Genomic DNA, 14,606 nt, shown 5'->3' on the forward strand with positions numbered 1-14,606 from the left:
GTGAACATGAGAACTATGCAGGCATCTTTTCTTCTACAGCGCCCCGCTCCAGACTTTGCCGCATCGGCTGGCAACCGCCACCGCGACATCCAATGCAAAGGGAGCAAAGCATGAGCAAGGAACTGTTTGACAAGGGTGAGCAGATTCGCCGTGAAGTATTGGGCGAGGAATACGTCGTTGCCTCGACGAAGGGCACCGACGCCTTCAGCGAGCCGATGCGCGAATTCGCCATCAAGAACCTGTGGGGTGACATCTGGAATCGTCCGGGGCTGGATCGCCGCGCGCGCAGCATTGGCGTGCTGTCGATCCTGACGGCCCAGGGCCGTACTGGCGAACTGAAGACGCATATCCGCGCAGCGCTGAACAACGGCGTCACGCGTGCCGAGATCGGCGAAGTGTTCCTGCAGGCAGCGATGTACTGCGGCATCCCCGCAGGCAGCGAAGCCACGCGCGTTGCCAAGCTGTTGTTCGCTGAACTCGACGCAAGCTGAGCGGTATGGCCCGCTGACGCAACAGGCGCCGGAAATCAGCCCACCGATCGCCGCACGCTATCGATCAGCACCGTCGCCGGCGCCGACAGCATCGCGTTGTATCGCGTGATGAGCGCGATGGGATGTTCGACGCCCTCCGCAGGCAAGGGCTTGGCGACGAGGCCAAGCTCACCCACGAACTCGGTGACATAGCCCGGCAGCACCGTCACGCCAAGGCCGGCTTTGGCGAAGCTGATGGCCGACAGCACGGTGCCCACTTCTATCGCACTGGTATAGGTCAAACCCCGCGAGGCAAAGACGCGGTCGATGGTTCTGCGGGTGCTGAAGGTTCCGTGCAACGAGATTTGCGGGTGCGTGGCAAGCTGTTCCCAGCTTACCGCGCGCTTGCGTGCCATCGGGTGGTCGGCGGCGCAGACCACGAACATCCGCTCGTTATAGAGCGGCTCGATCGACAGCTTGGGGTGGGCTTCCTCGATCGATGCCAGGCCGAAGTCGGCTCTGCCGTTGACCACGTAGTCGATCGTATCGTCGGTGGACAACTCGTGCAGGCCGATACGAATGGCGGGATGGGCTTCATGAAACGCAGCGACCGGCCTGCGCAGTATCCCCACGCAAAGCATCGGCGACGCGGCCACGCTGACCTCGCCGGCTTCCAGGTTCAGCAGGCTCCGCACGCTCCGTTCGGCGGCATCCATGGTCCCCAGCACTTCGCAGACGTGCGCGTAGAGCTGGTCGGCCAGCTGCGTGGGAATGACCTTTCGGGTGGAGCGCTCGAACAGCCGTTGCCCCACCTTCGACTCCATCTCCTGGCATACCTTGCTGACCGCCGACTGCGTCATGTGGATGGCCTGCGACGCCCCGCTGAAGCTGCGCAGCTCGTAGACGACGCGGAAAACACGAAACTCCCGGAGCGTGAAGTTCATGGGCGGTACAGGCATGGCGGAGCGGCCGATCATACCGCACCGCGCCGCCGTCGCATCACCGCTGCTTCTTGCGCTCCAGGAACCGCGTCATGTAGGCATCGGGCTCCGCACCCGCATAGCATTCGCCGAACACGGCAATGCTGTGCTTCAGGCCACGTTCGATGGATGGGTCCTCCCAGGCACGCAGCAATGCCTTCTGCGCGCGCACGGCCTGCGGGCCGCAATCGAGGATCTCCGACACCGTGTGCGCCACGGCATCATCCAGCGCGCTGTTTGCCACCACCTCGTGCACAAAGCCCCATTGGTGCGCCCGCTCGGCGTTGATGGCGGCGCCAGTCAGCAACATCCAGCGCGTGTTCCCCTCGCCGATCAGCCGTTGCAGGATGTTGGCGTGGATGACAGAAGGAATGCCGATCCGGACTTCCGGCATCGCGAAATTGGCGTGCGCGTCCGCGATGCGAATGTCGCAGGCGGCAGCAAATTCCATCCCGCCGCCCATGCACCAGCCCGACAGGCGCGCAATGGTCGGCACCGGAAAATCACGCACCGCCTCGCAAAGATCGTGCAGGCGGGTGATGAACGCCACTGCCGTCTCCGGGTCGAGCCGCGCCAGTTCCTTGATGTTCGCGCCGCCGATGAACGCCTTGTCTCCGGTGCCGCGCAACACGAGCACCCTCACGTCCTCACGCCGCGCCAGACGTCGCAGCGTGGTGGTGAATTCGACGATGGTGTCGGAATCCAGGATATTGAGGCTGGTGCCGTTCGCGATCGTCAGCGTTGCAACACCCTGCTCCGACACGTCCAGCGTCAGATGTTTCGGTGCGTCCATGGTCATTGTCCTTGTGTGGTATCACCCAGCTTCGGCGCGGGCGGCGTGTCGTGGGTGGCAGCCGGCGAGCGGAATCGCGCGGCGATCCGACGCTGACCGGCGTCGCCGTAGTCGTGCTCGTCGAAGAAGCCGACGGCGCGCAGTTGCGCATCGTCGACCAGGTCTTCCACGCGATTGACCCGGGCGTGAGGAATATCGGCGCGCTCCAGCAAGGCGATCCATTGTTCCGTGGTGCGCGTTGCCATGACGTCGGAGAGAAATCCGTAGATCGTGTCGTAGTTGTCCGCGCGAGCAGCAGCGGTCTGGAATCTCGCGTCGGCTTCGAAGGTGCCAAGGTCATCGATGGCTTCGAAGAACGCGCGCCAGTGCTTGTCGTTGTAGACCACGGCAGCGATATAGCCGTCGCGTGTCCGATACGGCTTGCGATGTGGCGTGAGCAACCGGCTGTAGCCCATGGGGCCACCAGCAGGCTCGAACGACGCGCCGCCCAGGTGATCACCCAGAACGAACGCGGCAATCGTCTCGTACATCGACACACGAATCGTCTCGCCTTGTCCCGTATGCTGACGACCGAACAGCGCGGCGATGACGGCGTGCGCCGCCGTAAGACCCGTTACGCGATCGGCGATCAGCGTGGGAACGTATTGCGGCGCGCCGCCGGTCTGCCGTGCGAAGAGTTCCGCCAGCCCGGTCTGCGCCTGGATGACATCGTCATAGGCCGCGCGACCGTGCATCGGCCCGCCCTCGGCGTAGCCAGTCAGTTCCACGTACACAAGCTTCGGATGCAGCGCCCGTACCGTTGCATCGTCCAGTCCCAGGCGACGCATGGCCTGCGGCCGTACGTTATGGACCAGCACGTCAAATGACGGCAGCATGTCTCGCAATCGCGCGATGTCCGCTTCGGCCTTGAGGTCGAGCACGACCGACTGCTTGCCCTGATTGGCATGCAGGAACATCGCCCCCATGCCGGCCTGGCGCTTGGCGCCAGCGTGACGCATGACGTCGCCTTCCGGCGGCTCGATCTTCACGACGGTGGCACCGTAGTCGGCCAGGATCTGCGTGCAAACCGGCCCCATGATCACCGAGGTCAGGTCCAGCACGCGAATACCAGTCAGAGGTCCGGCACTCTGCTTAACCTGATGCATCACTGCTGCTCCACACCGGCCTTGGCCGCGCGAGATGTCCAGATGCCACGCTGCGCCACGGTGAACGATGCAAAATCCCGCGTGCTCGCCGGCGCGGCGACCATGCCCAGCTTGGCGAGCTTCTCCACCACAGCCGGACGCACAACGGCCTCGTTGACCTCCTTGTTCCATCGCTCGACGATCGCCGCCGGCGTGCCGGCAGGCGCCGCCAGACCCACCCAGACGACCAGGTCGAAATCCTTGTAGCCGGCTTCGGCCATCGTCGGCACATTCGGCAGCTCCGGCAGCCGTTTCGGGCTCGTGATGGCCAGGCCGTTGAGCTTGCCGCCATGCAGGAAGCTCATCACCACCGACGTATCGGCCACCATGAAGTCGATCTGGCTGCCGAGCAGGTCTGTCACGGCGGGCGGCTGGCTCTTGTAGGGAATGGCATCGGCCGGCACGTTCGCCATTTGCGAGTACGTCGCCGCGGCAATCTGCGCCGATCCGCTGCCGTAGCCATAGCGCAGCGCGCTCTTCTTGCCGTAGGCCGACATCTCGGTGGCTGACTTGTACGGCGCGTCCGGACGGGTCACCAGCACCATCGGGATGGTGGCGATGCGCGAGATATGCACGAAGTCCTTGATGGGATCGTAGCCAGGCCGCTTGTACAGGGCCTCGATGCCGGAATGCGTGGCGCTGCTGGTCAGCAGGAATGTGTATCCGTCGGCGGGCGACTTTGCCACGTAGCTGGACCCGATAATCCCGTTCGCACCCGGACGGTTGTCCACGACAATGGTCCCGAGCGAGCTGCGCACTTCCTCTGCGACGATCCGCGCCGCGGTATCCGAAGCGCTACCCGCGGTGAACGGGACAACCAGCTTGATCGGACGGTTCGGGTAGGCGTCGCCTTGTGCAAAGGCGCTCGGCGCCATGACCGACATGGTCACAACTGCGGCAATCAGGGTCTTCATTGGCTGTCTCCTCGTCTAATGACCCGATCATCGCGCCTGACCATTCATCACAACAAGCGAATTGTGTTCATATATTTATCCGGCTCTGGAATATATGCATCCGAATGGTCGGGAGGCCGGGTTGACGCACACGCTGCTGCCCGCTGCTGCCCGCTGCTGCCCGCTGCTGAAGCACGCGGATTTTGTATCCATTAAAGATACAGTGCGACTCCATTTCGCACCTTTATCGCCTCATTCGCCGTTAGTACAGTGGGAACCGTGATGCCGACGCCCAAACCCCAGACAGGCCAGACGCACCCGATCATTCAACCCACAGGAACTCCGCCATGAAGCTCTACATCGCCCACGCCACTTGCTCGCTCGCCGTTCAGGTCATTGCCAACGAACTGGGTCTGGAACCGGAACTGGTGCACTACGACGTCTTCGGCAAGAGCACGTCCGCCAACGACGACTTCAGCCAGGTCAATCCGCTCGCCTACGTGCCGGTGCTGGTCCTTGATGACGAGGAACAGACGCATCTGACCGAGACGACGATCATCACGTCGTACCTGGCTGACCAGCATCTGGCTGCCGGCCTGATCCCGCCGCACGGCACGCTGCAGCGCGTGAAGTTCGATCAGCTGCTGACGTTCCTGGCCACGGAAATCGCGCAGAAGCACATCCCCCTGATGCGCAAGCTGCAGACCGAAGCCGGCGCCGAGTGGACCCGCAACAAGCTGGTGACCGCCTACGCGAAGCTGGACGCACAACTGGCCGATGGCCGTGCCTACCTGACCGGTGACAAGTTCACGGTGGCCGATGCGTACGTCTGGGCCACGCTCTGGCATGAGCGCTCGGGTGCCCCGATCACGCATCTGAAGAATCTGTTCGACTACATCGCTCGCATCGAAGCGCGCGTCTCGGTGAAGAAGGCACTCAAGGACGAAGCCGAGATGGTCGCCCGGCACGACGCAGTGAAGGCAGCAGCCTGATCTTGCAGGTGGCCTGACGGACTAGCGTCAGGCTCCCTCTTCGCGCAGGCTGTCTGCCAGGTGATTCAGGACGGCGCGCGTCTTGGCGGCCATGCGCCGCCCGACTGGAATGATGGCGTGCACCGGCGGGCCGTCGACGTCGGCACCCGGCAGGATGTGTACCAGCCGCCCCGCTGCAACGTGTGGATTCGCCACGAGGTCGTAGATCTGTGCGATGCCGAATCCGCTGATGGCGGCGTCGACAAGCGCCTGGCCATCGGCGAGCACAAGCACCGGCTCCATGACGATGTCCCGGTTGTGCCCGTTGTCTGAAACGGTCCAGGGGCGGTGACGGCCGGTCGGCCCTCGAAAGATGACGGCGTCATGGTTGCCCAGATCGGCAATGGTATGAATGGCGCCCTTGCGCTGCAGGTACTCGGGCGATGCGTACAGCCCATTGCGCAGGTCGCACAGCTTGCGCACTGTCATATCGCCTTCGGCAGGCAATTCGCCAATACGCACGACGATGTCCCAGCCTTCGGCGACGGGATCGGACATGCGATCCGTCAGCGCCATATCCAGCGTGACTTTCGGATAGCGGCGGTGCAGCGCCGCAAGATAAGGCAGCAGCAATCGACCAAAGCCGGCCGGTACGTCCAGGCGAACCCGGCCTATCGGCTCGGCCCGGCGCGCGGCCAGCGCCTGCTCGGCTTCGCGCAGCCCTTCAAGCGCGGCCTGCGCGGCAAGCATGTAGGTTTCACCGTCCTCGGTCAGCCGTACCGCACGCGTAGTGCGCTGGAACAGACGCGTGCCCAGACGCTTCTCCAGGCGCTGCACCGCCTTGCCCACATTGGATTTGCTGGTGCCAAGCGCTTCGGCGGCGCGCGTAAAACTGCCGGTCTTGGCCACCGCAAGAAATGACTCGATGTCCTGAACCTGCGCCTCAACACGCTCGACCATTGTGTCCCCTGCTGCGACAAAGAAAATCAATTTGGGCAGTTTATCAGCCACGTTGCAGCAACCACAATGGTGTCACCACCAAGTTATTCCGCCCCGCAACCCCATGTTGACAAGAGAATCTCTCCAGTCCGGCCACTATCTCGACGCGCTGGAACTACCGGTCGAACACCGGTGGTCCCAGGACCTGATCGATGCCTCGCTCGCCGGTACCCTTTCGGCTCGCCCCGACAGCGATGACGACCTCTGGATCTTTGGGTATGGGTCGCTGATGTGGAACCCATTGCTCGATTTCGACCGTCGCGCCTTCGCTACCCTGCACGGCTGGCACCGCAGCTTTGCCTTGCGGAGCATCGCGGGTCGCGGCAGTGCGGAACGCCCCGGCCGGATGCTCGGCCTCGAACCCGGCGGATCGACGCAAGGCGTTGCGCTGCGTCTGGCGCCATCACATCGCGACGATGAACTGCGGATGGTCTGGCGGCGCGAGATGGTTGGTGGCGCATATCGGCCGACGTGGGCAAGAGTCACCTTCGGCAATGGAACGCAAACGCAAGCTATTGCGTTCGTCGTCGATCCCACTCGCCCCCTGTTCGAGCGCGATACGTCGGTCGCGACCGTGGCGCCGGTCATTCACCGGGCTCACGGTTCCTTTGGCAGCAATGCCGACTACGTCTTCCAGCTCGAAGCGGCATTGCACGAGTGTGGCCTGCGCGATCCGTACATCGATGCCCTGGCCGCCGAACTGCGGCGCCTGCGTGCGGAGGCGTGACATGGACAAGTTCCATGCGATGCAGGTATTCACGCGCGTCGTGGATACCGACAGCTTCTCGCGCGCCGCCGACACGCTCGGCATGCCGCGCGGATCCGTCACGCGGGTGATCCAGGAACTGGAGGCATACCTGCGCGTGCGATTGCTGAATCGCACCACCCGAAGCCTCAGCGTGACGTCAGAAGGCGCCGCCTACTACGAGAAATGCGTGCGCATTCTTGCCGACGTCGATGCCGCGGAGGCCGAGTTCGCCGCCATTACGCGCGCCCCTCGCGGCAGGCTGCGGGTCGACATGTCGGGCTCGCTCGGCAAGTTCATCGTCGTCCCGGCACTGAATGACTTCCATGCCCGCTACCCCGACATCGACCTGACCCTGGGCTTTGGCGACCGGCTGGTCGACCTGGTTCAGGAAGGTATCGATTGCGTGATCCGCATCGGCGAGCTGGATGACTCGACGATGGTCGCCCGCCGGCTTGGCGTGTTTCAACTGCTCACCGCGGCCAGCCCCGCCTATCTGGCGCGGCATGGCACGCCGATGACCCTTGATTCGCTCCGGGATCATCTCGCCGTGAACTTCGTTTCCACGCGGACGGGACGCGTCGTGAACCTCAACTTCAGCGTGGACGGCAAAGTCGTCAATGTCCATGCGAACTCCCGGCTGTCGGCAAACGATGGCGATGCGCACCTGCAGTGCGGCGTCATGGGCCTTGGCCTGATTCAAGTGTCCCGCGTCATTGCCCAGCCGTTCCTGGACGCCGGCACGCTTGTCGAGGTACTGCCGGCGTATCGGCCCGCGCCCCTGCCCATCTCCGTCGTCTACCCGCAAAACCGGCACCTGTCTCCACAAGTGCGCGCGTTCGTCGACTGGACAGCCGAGCTGTTTGCGCGCTGCCCATCGGTGCAAACGAGCGACGGCAACGCGACAGGAAACGCCAAGGGCGGCAAGGCAAGAATCCAGCACAGCGCGAATCCAGTTGAATCGATTGCCGCGTGAATCGCGCGCGGTCGCGCCGATTTTTCCCGTCCCCCTGTAACCGACGCCCCCAAATCCCCGACCGCATCCCTACGCCCCTGCGCAGCGCCAATTGTCTCCAACACGGACACAGTCAAACCACATTCTCGATCTTTATCCCCAAAACAATGACAACCATACTGCTTTCAACGGCGAGCCAGACAGAACTGTTCGCCCCTGACTCTGTGAACAATTGATTGGAGCTTTTGACATGAACGCCAACCGCAAGAGGCTTTCCGTCGCACTGGGTACGCTGTTCGTCCTGGGTGCCATCGGCGCAGCCACTCACCATTTCGGCATTGAAGCCAGCCCCGTCGCCAGTGCGCAAGCCGACGGCAATACACCCCCGGCCGCCGACGTCGATGTTGCTACCGTGGTCGCGCAGCAGATCACCGAATGGCAAAGCTATTCGGGCCGGCTCGAAGCCATCGACAAGGTCGATATCCGTCCGCTCGTGCCCGGAAAGATCGTCGCCGTGCATTTCAAGGACGGTCAGCTCGTCAAGAAGGGCGAGTCGCTGTTCACGATCGATCCGCGTCCGTATCAGGCTGAAGTCGATCGCGCCGCCGCGCAACTGGCTGCCGCCGAAGCACGCGCTGCCTATGCGTCGAGCGACGCCGCCCGCGCGGACCGTCTGATCGGCAGCAACGCCATCGCCAAGCGCGACTACGACGAGAAACAGAATGCCTCCCGCGAAGCCAGTGCCAGCGTGAAGGCCGCGCGCGCCGCACTCGACGCCGCACGCGTGAACCTGTCGTACACGGATGTCGCGGCCCCCGTTGCGGGGCGCGTTTCGCGTGCCGAACTCACGGTCGGCAACATCGTCTCGACTGGCGCCAGCGCGCCGCTGCTCACCACGGTGGTCTCCGTGTCGCCCATGTACGCGTCGTTCGAGGTCGACGAACAGACCTACCTGCGGTACCTGCGCAGCACTGGCAAGAAGGAAGTACCCGTTGAATTGGGCCTGGCCGACGAGGCCGGCTATTTGCGCACCGGCGCCATCGTCTCGGTGGACAACCGCCTGGATGTCACCTCCGGCACGATCCGCGTGCGTGCGCGCTTCGACAATGCCGACGGCGCCTTGGTCCCTGGACTGTTCGCCCGCGTCAAGGTGGGCGGTGGCCAGGCACGCGACGCCGTCATGATCTACGACGCTTCGGTGAGCACCGATCAGGCCAAGAAGTACGTCCTGGTGGTGGGCAAGGACAACCGCGTCCAGTACCGCGAAGTCAAGATCGGCAATCTCCATGACGGCCTGCGCATTGTCGAAAACGGCCTGCAGGCAGGTGACCAGATCGTTGTCAGCGGCATGCAGCGCGTACGCCCCAACGACGCGGTGAAGCCGCATCCGGTCAACATGGTTGACGCTGCACGCGTGAGCAAGCCGGCGGCATGATCAGGCCCCGTTCCCGGAGTTCATCATGAATATCTCCAAATTCTTCATCGACCGCCCGATCTTCGCGGGCGTGCTCTCGGTGGTGGTCTTGCTGGCCGGCATCATCGCGCTGGTGCAGCTTCCCACCGCCGAGTACCCGGAAGTCGTGCCCCCGTCGGTCATGGTCCGCGCGCAGTATCCCGGCGCAAACCCCAAGGTCATCGCCGAGACGGTGGCCTCTCCCATCGAGGAGAAGATCAACGGCGTCGAGGACATGCTGTACATGCAGTCCCAGGCCAACAGCGACGGCAACATGACCACCACGGTCACGTTCAAGCTTGGCACCGATCCGGACAAGGCCGCACAGCTCGTCCAGAACCGCGTGAACCAGGCCCTGCCGCGTCTTCCCGAGGATGTGCAGCGTCTTGGCGTGACAACCGTCAAGTCGTCGCCGACGCTGACCATGGGTGTCAACCTCGTCTCGCCGAAAGGCAAGTACGACCTGACCTACCTGCGCAACTACGCGCTCATCAACGTCAAGGACCGGCTCGCCCGCGTGCCTGGCGTCGGTGAGGTGGTGCTGTGGGGTGCCGGCGACTACTCGATGCGCGTGTGGCTTGATCCGCAGAAGGTTGCGCGTCAGAACATGACGGCAAGCGATGTGGTCAAGGCCATCCGCGAGCAGAACGTGCAGGTTGCGGCCGGTATCGTGGGTGGTGCGCCAATGGCGACCAACATCCCGATGCAACTCTCGATCAATGCCCAGGGGCGCCTCAAGAGCGAGGAGCAGTTCCGCAACATCATCCTCAGGACGAATCCGGACGGTGGCGTGGTGCATCTGTCCGATGTTGCCCGTATCGAACTGTCTTCCGCCGAGTTTGCGCTGCGCGCGATGCTCAGCAACAAGGAAGCCGTCCAGATCATCATCTTCCAGCAGCCGAACGCCAACTCGCTGCAAATCTCCGATGACGTGCGCGCCATCATGGCCGAGTTGCAGAAGGACATGCCGGAGGACGTGCAAGCGCAGATCATCTACGACCCGACGCGCTTCGTGAAGGAAAGCATCGACGCCGTCGTTCACACGCTGTTCGAAGCCATTGCACTGGTGGTGCTGGTGGTGATCTTGTTCCTGCAAACCTGGCGCGCTTCGCTGATCCCGCTGCTGGCCGTGCCGGTGTCGATCATCGGTACGTTCGCCCTGCTGCTCGGCTTTGGCTTCACCATCAACGCGCTCTCGCTATTCGGGCTGGTGCTTGCCATCGGTATCGTGGTGGACGATGCCATCGTGGTGGTCGAGAACGTCGAACGGAACATCTCCGAAGGGCTGACGCCCCGGGAGGCAACCTACAAGGCCATGCAGGAAGTGAGCGGCCCGATTGTCGCGATTGCGCTGACGCTCGTCGCCGTGTTCGTGCCGCTGGCGTTCATGAAGGGCTTGACCGGCCAGTTCTACCAGCAGTTCGCCATGACCATCGCCATCTCGACGGTGATCTCGGCGTTCAACTCGCTGACGCTGTCGCCCGCGCTGGCTGCCCTGCTGCTGCGTGATCACCACGCACCGAAGGACGCCCTGACGCGCGGCATGGACAAGATCCTCGGCCCATTCTTTGCACGCTTCAACAAGGTCTTCAATCGCGGCTCCGAGTCGTATGGCAAGGGCGTGGGTGGCGCGATCCAGCGCAAGGCCGTGATGTTCGTCATCTACGGCCTGCTGCTGGCCGGTGCCATCCTGATGGGCAAGGTTGTGCCCGGCGGCTTCGTGCCCGCCCAGGACAAGGACTATCTGGTCAGCATCGCCCAGCTTCCGCCGGGCTCCTCGCTCGAACGTACCGAAGAAGTCGTGCGCAAGATGACTGAGATCGCCCTTAAACAGCCAGGCGTGATTGGTGTGCCGGGCTTCCCTGGCCTGTCGGTCAACGGTTTCAGCAACTCGTCGAGCAGCGGCCTGATATTCCCGGTGCTGAAGCCGTCGAAGGAACGCGGCCCGGGCGAATCGGCCAACGAGATCGCCGCAGCGCTGAACGCCAAGTACGCCGAAGCCATCAAGGATGCCGTCACGGGTACCTTCCCGCCTCCGCCGGTGCAGGGTCTGGGCACGCTCGGCGGCTTCAAGCTGCAACTGGAAGATCGTGGCTCCCTGGGCTACGAAGCGCTCAATGATGCGACGCAAGCGTTCATGAAGGCCGCGTCGAAGGCGCCGGAACTCGGCCCGATGTTTTCGAGCTATCAGATTAACGTGCCGCAGCTCGACGTCGATCTGGACCGCACCAAGGCCAAGCAGCTCGGCGTCAACGTTACCGACGTCTTCGACACGATGCAGATCTATCTGGGCTCGCTGTACGTGAACGACTTCAACCAGTTCGGCCGCGTCTATCAGGTACGCGCCCAGGCCGACTCGCAGTTCCGTGCGACGGCTGCCGACATCCTGCAACTGAAGACGCGTAACGCCGCAGGCGAAATGGTGCCGCTGTCGTCGCTGGTCACGGTCTCGCCGACCTACGGCCCGGAAATGGTGGTCCGCTACAACGGTTTCACCGCCGCCGACATCAACGGCGGCCCGGCACCGGGCTACTCGTCGGGCCAGGCCAAGGCAGCGATCGAGCGCATCGCGGCCGAGACCCTGCCGCGCGGCATCAAGATGGAGTGGACGGACCTGACCTACCAGGAAGTGCTGGCCGGTAACGCCGCGTTCTGGGTGTTCCCGATCAGCGTGCTGCTGGTGTTCCTGGTGCTGGCCGCCCAGTACGAAAGCCTGACGCTGCCGCTGGCCATCCTGCTGATCGTGCCGATGTCGATTCTGTCGGCGCTGTTGGGGGTGTGGATCACCCGTGGTGACAACAACATCTTCACCCAGATCGGCTTGATGGTTCTGGTCGGGTTGTCCGCAAAGAACGCCATCCTGATCGTGGAGTTTGCGCGCGAACTGGAAATGCAGGGTCGCACCATCGTCCAGGCTGCCATCGAGGCCAGCCGGCTGCGTCTGCGCCCGATCCTGATGACGTCGATCGCCTTCATCATGGGTGTGGTGCCGCTGGTGATGTCGACGGGCGCAGGCGCCGAGATGCGGCGTGCCATGGGCATCGCCGTGTTCTTCGGGATGCTGGGCGTGACGCTATTCGGCCTGATGCTGACCCCGGTGTTCTACGTGGCACTGCGCAAGCTGACCGGTGGCAAGCCGATTCTCGACAAGCATCACTCGCACACGCAACCGCTGCATGGCGCAGCACCTGTCGCACCGTCGGCCGAGTAAGCCCGGGAAGCTAGGAGAAACATGATGAACAAGATCACTTTCAAGCCAGGCTCGCAATGGCTGGCAAAGGGTTCGATGCTGCTGGCTTCCCTCCTCGTCCTGGCTGGGTGCTCGCTGGCACCCACCTACGAGGTGCCGGAAGCCCCCGGACAAGCGGTGGCCTTCAAGGAAGCCTCATCGGACTGGTCGCGGACGGCACTCAAGCAGGAAGAGGCAGGTAGCTGGCAGACCGCCAATCCGTCCGAGGCGCTGTCGCGCGGTGAATGGTGGACGATCTTTGGCGACCAGAAGCTCAACGAACTGGAGCAGCAGGCGGCGGAGGCCAACCAGAACCTCAAGGCCGCCGCCGCCCGCCTGAAGGAAGCGCGTGCCATGGTGCAAGCAGCCAAGGCGGGCTGGTTCCCGACGCTGGACGCGGGCTTCGGCCCGACCCGTCAGCAGACATCGGCCGCTTCCCAATTCCAACCGGACGGCACCGCGATTCCGCAGCAGACGCTATGGCGGGCACAGGCCAGCGCTTCGTATGAAGTGGATCTCTTCGGACGCGTGGCCTCGACCGTCGACGCATCGAAGGCCGAAGCCCAGCAGAGCGACGCACTGTTCCGCTCGGTGCAACTCGCCCTACAAGCCGACGTTGCCCAGAACTACTTCGCACTGCGCGGCCTGGACGCCGAATCCGAGGTCTTCACCACCACGGTGAAGCTGCGCGAGGAAGCGCTGCAATTGGTGGAGCGCCGCTTTGCCGAAGGCGACATCAGCGAACTGGACGCCTCTCGCGCTCGCGCCGAACTGGCGACCGCAAAGTCCGACGCGATGACCGTACAGCGCCTGCGCGCCACGTCGGAACACAGCCTCGCGGTATTGCTTGGCAAGGCACCGGCGGAGTTCTCGATGCCGGCCATGCCGCTGCAGGCCGTGAACGTGCGGATTCCTGCCGGCCTCCCCTCCTCGCTGCTGGAGCGTCGCCCCGACGTCGCCGCCGCCGAGCGCGCCATGGCCGCTGCGAACGCCCGTATCGGCATCGCCAAGGCGGCATTCTTCCCGTCGCTGACCCTGACCGGTGTCGGTGGCTTTGAATCCGCCACGCTTGGCGACCTCTTCAAGTGGAGCAGCCGTGCATTCCTGCTGGGGCCTCTGGCCGGCACTTCACTGAATATTCCGATCTTCGATGGCGGCCGGCGCACGGCCAACCTGGCCAATGCCCGAGCACGGCACGAAGAGGAAGTGGCCAAGTATCGCCAGCAGGTGCTGACGGCATTCCGCGAGGTGGAGGACAGCCTGTCCGACATGCGCATCCTGGAAAGCCAGACGCGCACGCAGTCCGATGCGGTGGCAGCCGCCTCGCGCGCCGCCGCCATTTCGCGGACCCAGTACACGGAAGGCGCCGTGAACTACCTGGACGTGATCGATGCCGAGCGTACCGCGCTGCAGACGCGCCGAAGCGCGGTGCAACTGCAAAGCGTACAAGCGGCGGCCACGGTGAATCTCGTCCGCGCCCTTGGCGGTGGCTGGGATGGTGCGACGGGCACCCCGCCCGCACCGTCCGACGCATCCGTCGCACAACGCTAGTCCGTACCGCGCCCGGCCTCGGACCCCTGGGTGACACACCCCGAGGGAGTCCGATGCCTGGGCGCTTTTACTAACGCCAATGCGTCCCGCCGTGGCTCTCGCCAGCGGGGAACCGCCGGTAGTGGTATCATTCGCCCCCTTGCCATGCGTCGACACCTCTCGACGCCAAGGTAACGGCCGCCAGACATAATCAGTAGAAGAGCATTCGCGGCCTCTCGGGCGTACCCACGATCCTTTCGGGGTGACAGGCGCCCACAACCATTACTGACCTGCGGCAACGTCCGCTCCGCAACCGTCGCGCATGTTTCAAGGCGTCGGGTTGCGAAAGCAAGGTCCATCTCACATCGGATTTCCGTCTCCGCCGACGCGCGAGAGCGGCATTT

The 14,606-nt window shown here is 63.8% G+C and carries 12 protein-coding genes; 7 read left to right on the forward strand and 5 right to left on the reverse strand.

The genetic code is table 11. The features are described 5' to 3' along the window. Positions 1 to 110 precede the first annotated feature (110 nt). Positions 111 to 491, forward strand: coding sequence for a carboxymuconolactone decarboxylase family protein (locus MFF62_RS01455; protein WP_238259152.1), 381 nt, complete (start codon positions 111 to 113; stop codon positions 489 to 491). Positions 492 to 526: 35 nt separating this feature from the next. On the opposite strand, the gene MFF62_RS01460 is transcribed toward MFF62_RS01455, so the two are convergent. The 4 genes from MFF62_RS01460 to MFF62_RS01475 are packed head-to-tail and all read right to left on the reverse strand — an operon-like array spanning position 527 to position 4,341. Then, entirely contained in the window at positions 527 to 1,447 is a 921-nt protein-coding gene (locus tag MFF62_RS01460) for a LysR family transcriptional regulator (protein ID WP_238259153.1), read from the reverse strand. Positions 1,448 to 1,469: 22 nt separating this feature from the next. Then, on the reverse strand, positions 1,470 to 2,243 hold the full coding sequence (locus MFF62_RS01465; protein WP_404990534.1) for an enoyl-CoA hydratase: 774 nt from the start codon (positions 2,241 to 2,243) through the stop codon (positions 1,470 to 1,472). A 2-nt stretch (positions 2,244 to 2,245) separates the two neighbouring features. Then, positions 2,246 to 3,388: a CaiB/BaiF CoA transferase family protein gene (locus MFF62_RS01470; protein WP_238259155.1), complete on the reverse strand. Its 1,143-nt coding sequence runs from the start codon at positions 3,386 to 3,388 to the stop codon at positions 2,246 to 2,248. Continuing rightward, on the reverse strand, positions 3,388 to 4,341 hold the full coding sequence (locus MFF62_RS01475; RefSeq protein ID WP_238259156.1) for a Bug family tripartite tricarboxylate transporter substrate binding protein: 954 nt from the start codon (positions 4,339 to 4,341) through the stop codon (positions 3,388 to 3,390). Before MFF62_RS01475 ends, MFF62_RS01470 begins: the two co-directional genes overlap by 1 nt. Positions 4,342 to 4,667: 326 nt before the next feature. On the opposite strand from MFF62_RS01475, the gene MFF62_RS01480 reads away from it, so the two are divergent. Continuing rightward, a complete protein-coding gene (locus MFF62_RS01480; protein WP_238259157.1) occupies positions 4,668 to 5,312 on the forward strand; it encodes a glutathione S-transferase family protein in 645 nt (214 codons plus the stop codon). A 27-nt stretch (positions 5,313 to 5,339) separates the two neighbouring features. On the opposite strand, the gene MFF62_RS01485 is transcribed toward MFF62_RS01480, so the two are convergent. Further along, the gene (locus MFF62_RS01485; RefSeq protein ID WP_238260060.1) at positions 5,340 to 6,251 is read right to left on the reverse strand and encodes a LysR family transcriptional regulator; all 912 of its coding nucleotides are present in this window, start codon (positions 6,249 to 6,251) and stop codon (positions 5,340 to 5,342) included. A 103-nt stretch (positions 6,252 to 6,354) separates the two neighbouring features. Here MFF62_RS01485 and MFF62_RS01490 point away from each other — a divergent pair, with 103 nt between their 5' ends. The 5 genes from MFF62_RS01490 (at position 6,355) to MFF62_RS01510 (ending at position 14,223) form a co-directional block, all read left to right on the forward strand. After that, positions 6,355 to 7,017, forward strand: coding sequence for a gamma-glutamylcyclotransferase (locus MFF62_RS01490; protein WP_238259158.1), 663 nt, complete (start codon positions 6,355 to 6,357; stop codon positions 7,015 to 7,017). A gap of 1 nt (position 7,018) precedes the next feature. After that, positions 7,019 to 8,011: a LysR family transcriptional regulator gene (locus MFF62_RS01495; protein ID WP_238259159.1), complete on the forward strand. Its 993-nt coding sequence runs from the start codon at positions 7,019 to 7,021 to the stop codon at positions 8,009 to 8,011. A 229-nt stretch (positions 8,012 to 8,240) separates the two neighbouring features. Then, complete coding sequence (locus MFF62_RS01500; protein ID WP_238259160.1) at positions 8,241 to 9,425, forward strand: efflux RND transporter periplasmic adaptor subunit; 1,185 nt, start codon at positions 8,241 to 8,243, stop codon at positions 9,423 to 9,425. A gap of 25 nt (positions 9,426 to 9,450) precedes the next feature. Then, on the forward strand, positions 9,451 to 12,654 hold the full coding sequence (locus tag MFF62_RS01505) for an efflux RND transporter permease subunit (RefSeq protein ID WP_238259161.1): 3,204 nt from the start codon (positions 9,451 to 9,453) through the stop codon (positions 12,652 to 12,654). 24 nt (positions 12,655 to 12,678) lie between these two features. Continuing rightward, positions 12,679 to 14,223, forward strand: a complete 1,545-nt coding sequence (locus MFF62_RS01510) for an efflux transporter outer membrane subunit (protein WP_238259162.1) — start codon at positions 12,679 to 12,681, stop codon at positions 14,221 to 14,223. The last annotated feature ends 383 nt before the right edge of the window (positions 14,224 to 14,606 follow it).

It is taken from the genome of Cupriavidus pauculus (assembly GCF_022179805.1).
Taxonomy (GTDB): domain Bacteria; phylum Pseudomonadota; class Gammaproteobacteria; order Burkholderiales; family Burkholderiaceae; genus Cupriavidus; species Cupriavidus pauculus_E.